At 69.5% G+C, this 3,924-nt stretch carries 3 protein-coding genes and 1 tRNA gene; 3 read left to right on the forward strand and 1 reads right to left on the reverse strand.

Going from position 1 to position 3,924, the window contains the following annotated elements; genetic code table 11:
- Window positions 1–54 precede the first annotated feature (54 nt).
- A complete protein-coding gene (locus G6019_RS07950) occupies window positions 55–1,344 on the reverse strand; it encodes an MFS transporter (protein WP_107758017.1) in 1,290 nt (429 codons plus the stop codon).
- 314 nt (window positions 1,345–1,658) lie between these two features.
- Here G6019_RS07950 and cmrA point away from each other — a divergent pair, with 314 nt between their 5' ends.
- The 3 genes from cmrA (at window position 1,659) to G6019_RS07965 (ending at window position 3,909) form a co-directional block, all read left to right on the forward strand.
- Entirely contained in the window at window positions 1,659–2,477 is an 819-nt protein-coding gene (gene cmrA / locus G6019_RS07955) for a mycolate reductase (RefSeq protein ID WP_182612978.1), read from the forward strand.
- Window positions 2,478–3,054: 577 nt separating this feature from the next.
- Window positions 3,055–3,723, forward strand: a complete 669-nt coding sequence (gene orn, locus G6019_RS07960) for an oligoribonuclease (protein WP_182612977.1) — start codon at window positions 3,055–3,057, stop codon at window positions 3,721–3,723.
- A gap of 110 nt (window positions 3,724–3,833) precedes the next feature.
- A tRNA-His gene (locus G6019_RS07965) sits at window positions 3,834–3,909 on the forward strand.
- Window positions 3,910–3,924 lie beyond the last annotated feature (15 nt).

Raw genomic sequence — 3,924 nt, forward strand, 5'->3', positions numbered from 1 at the left:
GCACTGGGCAGGCCAGGCGGCAGGGTGCCGCGACCAGTCAGGACGGCGCCGCGATCAGGCGGTGCCGGCCCAGGTGGTCGACGTCTCGGCGCGGGTCGGGGTGCGCACAGGCAGCAGCAGGACCAGACCCACCAGCAGGACCAGCGCGATGCCGGCGATTCCCGCCCGGTCGGTGCCGAATCCCCAGGTGAACAGACCGAACAGCGCGGGGGCGAGGAACGACACCGCGCGTCCGGTGGTGGCGTAGAGGCCGAACATCTGGCCGTCACCGCCGGGCGGCGCGAGGCGGGCGAGGAAGGACCGCGACGCCGACTGCGCCGGGCCCACGAACAGGCACATGAGCAGGCCGAAGAGCCAGAACATGGCGGTGCCGTCCACAAACAACAGAACCGTCATGGTGCCGAGCATCGCCGCGAGCGAACCGATGATCACCGCCTTCGGCCCCGCCAGGTCGTCCGCGACCCCCGCCACCGCCGCGCCCAACGCCGCCACCACGTTGGCCGCCACCCCGAAGATCAGCACGTCCCCCGGCGCGAGCCCGTACACCGTGACCGCCAGGATCGCCCCGAAGGTGAACACCCCCGCCAGCCCGTCGCGGAAGATGGCGCTGGCCACGAGGAACTTCACGGTCCGCGGGTCCCGGCGCCACAGGGCCTTGAGGTCCCGCCAGAGGATGCGATAGGACTCGGTGAAGGCCACCTCGTCGTCGTCGCCAGACCTCGCCCGGGGCCGGTTCTCCGGCACCGACCGCAGCACGGGCAACGCGAACACCGCGAACCACACCGCCGCGACCAGGCACACCAGGCGCACGTTGAGGCCGCCGTCGGTCGGAATGCCCAGCAGGCCCCGCTCGTCGCCGTCGCCGGAGATGAAGCCGAGGAACGCGGTGAGCAGCAGCACGATCCCGCCGAAGTAGCCCATCGCCCACCCGAAGCCCGACACCCGCCCCACGGTGGCCGGGGTGGAGACCTGCCGCAGCATGGCGAAGTAGGACACCTCGGCGAACTCGAACGTGATGGACCCCAGCGCGAGCAGCAACAATCCCACGAAGAACCACGGATAGGGCGCGTCCGCGTCGACCAGGACCATCAGCGCGGTCAACGCCACCGTGAGATAGGTCCAGATGGCCAGCGAGCGGCGGCGACGCCCGCCCCGGTCCGCCCGTTGGCCCATCACCGGCGCGGTCACCGCGATCACCAACCCGGCCAGCGCGATCGCGATGGACAGCCAGGTCGCGGCCGAGAACGGGCCGTCGAGGTCCGCGCCGACCGAGTCGGTGAGATACACGGAGAAGACGAAGGTCACGATCACCGCGTTGAACGCCGCCGAGCCCCAGTCCCAGATCGCCCAGGAGAAGACCTGGCCGCGGGTGGCGGGGCGGGGATCGGGCGACGACGACGAGGTGGCGGTCTCTGGAGGGGGCGGTGTCCCGGTGCTGCTCACGCCCTAGAACCTAGTGGCTGGCGGTTCGTCAGTGGCCTCGCGAGCGCAGGTGGCGGGTCCATTTCCGCCGGCGTGGTGCCGTCCCGGTTCCCACCGCCGGTGACCGGTGCCCTTGATCGCCGGCGCCGCACCGGGAGGCGTCTCCGACTCCCCCGTTCACCACCCTCGCCGGTACGCTCACCCTCGGCCCTGACCACCTGACCCGAGGACGCATGATGCCGCTTCCCCTGCCCACCGCGACGAATCGTGCTGTCGTCACCGGCGCCTCCTCCGGGATCGGCATGGCGCTGGCCGCCGAGTTGGCCCGCCGCGGGCATTCGCTGATCGTCGTGGCGCGGCGCGGCGAGGTGCTGCAGGAGCTCAAGGAGCGGTTGGAGAGCCAGTTCCCGGTGACGGTCGAGGTGCGGGCCTGCGACCTGTCCGATCCGGCCGAGCGGGCCCCGCTACTGGAGGAGCTGGCGGGCCGCGAGGTCTCGATCCTGTGCAACAACGCCGGCATCGCCACGTTCGGTCCGGTCGCCACACTCGATCCGCAGTACGAGAAGAGCCAGGTCCAGGTCAACGCCGTCGCCTGCCACGACCTCGTGCTGGCGGTCCTGCCCGGAATGGTCGAGCGTCGCTCGGGCGCGATCCTCAACGTCGGCTCCGCGGCCGGCAACATGCCGATCCCCAACAACGCCACCTACGCGGCCACCAAGGCGTTCCTCAACACCTTCTCCGAGTCACTTCGCGGCGAGCTCAAGGGCACCGGAGTCAACGTGACGCTTCTGGCGCCCGGCCCGGTGCGCACCGAGGAGATCGCCGAGGAGGACAAGACGTTCGTCGACCGCCTGGTCCCCGACCGCTTCTGGGTGGACACCACGTACACCGCCCGGATCTCGCTGGACGCGCTCGCCCGGAACAAGATGCGCGTGGTCCCGGGACCCCTCGGCCAGGCGATGTCGGTGGCGGGCAACTACACCCCGCGCGGGGTCATGGCCCCGATCGTGGGACGGTTCTACGCCAAGCTCGGCGAGGGGCAGGCCGAGGCCTGATCGGCCGACCTCGCGAGCAGTCTCCGGCAGTTGCCAAGCATGGCCCGGCTGCTAGGGAGGCGGCGGCCCTAGCCAACGAATGCCGTCTGCGTGCTCACGGCCCTCCGCTGGGGGGTGAGCTGGATAGAAATCATTGAGCAGTACTGCCCCGGCAACGATGTCTGGATCATCCGGTGAGAACCCGCCTCGCAAGTCCACCAAATTCATGAACCGTCCGACGCGGACCGAGCGCTTCCCCGTGTCCGGAGCGCCAGGGAAAGCCCAGACCAGTCTTACGAATCCGCCCGTCAGTGCCAGTTCTTCCACCCTGTAGCGAACGACCCCGGGAGAGTCGAACTCCGTTCCGGGGCGTTCCGCCAGGATTTGTCCCATCTCCGCGAGGAATCGCAAGTTCCACTCATCGGTTGCCATCGACGGTGAGTTTTCGGGGTCGGCCGCGGACGAGGGCATATCCCCACCCTACTGAGGACGTCAGCTGCCACACGGCGGTGCTCCAGACGCCTGCAGGCTCGACGCGGTGGTGGGGGGCCGCAGACGTGGGACGAAGCTTGGAACGCTGCGGCGATATAGTCGAGCGATGCCAGAGTCGAGCGCCGATCCCACCCCTGTCGCGACGTCGAGCCCGACGCCCCACAAGGAGTCCAAGAACGACCGGATCGTGTGGATCGACTGCGAGATGACCGGCCTCGACACCGCGAACGACGCGCTGGTGGAGATCGCGGCACTGGTCACCGACTCCGAACTCAACGTCCTGGGCGACGGCGTGGACATCGTCATCCACGCCTCCGACGCCAAACTGGCCGCGATGCTGCCGGTCGTACGGGACATGCACTCCTCGTCGGGGCTGACCGAGGAGATCCGCGCCTCCGCTGTGACGGTGGCGGAGGCCGAGAAGCAGGTGCTGGACTACATCCGCGCCTGGGTCCCGGTCAGCGGGACCGCTCCCCTCGCCGGCAACTCGATCGGCACCGATCGCGGGTTCCTCGCCCGGGACATGCCCGAGCTCAACTCCTACCTGCACTACCGGATGATCGACGTGAGCTCGATCAAGGAGCTGTGCCGCCGCTGGTATCCGCGCATCTACTTCGGCCAGCCCGAGAAGGGCATGTCCCATCGTGCCCTGGCAGACATCAAGGAGTCGATCCGCGAGCTGAAGTACTACCGCGCCACGGCGTTCGTCCCGCAACCGGGTCCGACCACCGACGAGGTGCGCGCGGCCGCGGGGGCCCTGCCCCCCGTGGACTGACGGAGCCACGCGCCGCCGCGCGGGGCCCGGCCGACGACGGTACCTGGCGATTTCCTGACCGGCGCACCGACCGGGTAGCATCATCAACGCCGTTCGCGAGGACGGCGATGGTGGCTGTAGTTCAGTTGGTAGAGCACCAGGTTGTGATCCTGGCTGTCGCGGGTTCGAGTCCCGTCAGCCACCCCACCGGAACCGGCGGGA

The sequence above is a fragment of the Dietzia sp. DQ12-76 genome (assembly GCF_014145045.1).
In the GTDB taxonomy this organism is placed as follows: Bacteria; Actinomycetota; Actinomycetes; order Mycobacteriales; family Mycobacteriaceae; genus Dietzia.

Bases quoted from the DNA above. Each gene is read 5' to 3' on its own strand.
- orn (WP_182612977.1), top strand. From the start codon at position 3,055: ATGCCAGAGTCGAGCGCCGATCCCACCCCTGTCGCGACGTCGAGCCCG.
- cmrA (WP_182612978.1), top strand. From the start codon at position 1,659: ATGCCGCTTCCCCTGCCCACCGCGACGAATCGTGCTGTCGTCACCGGC.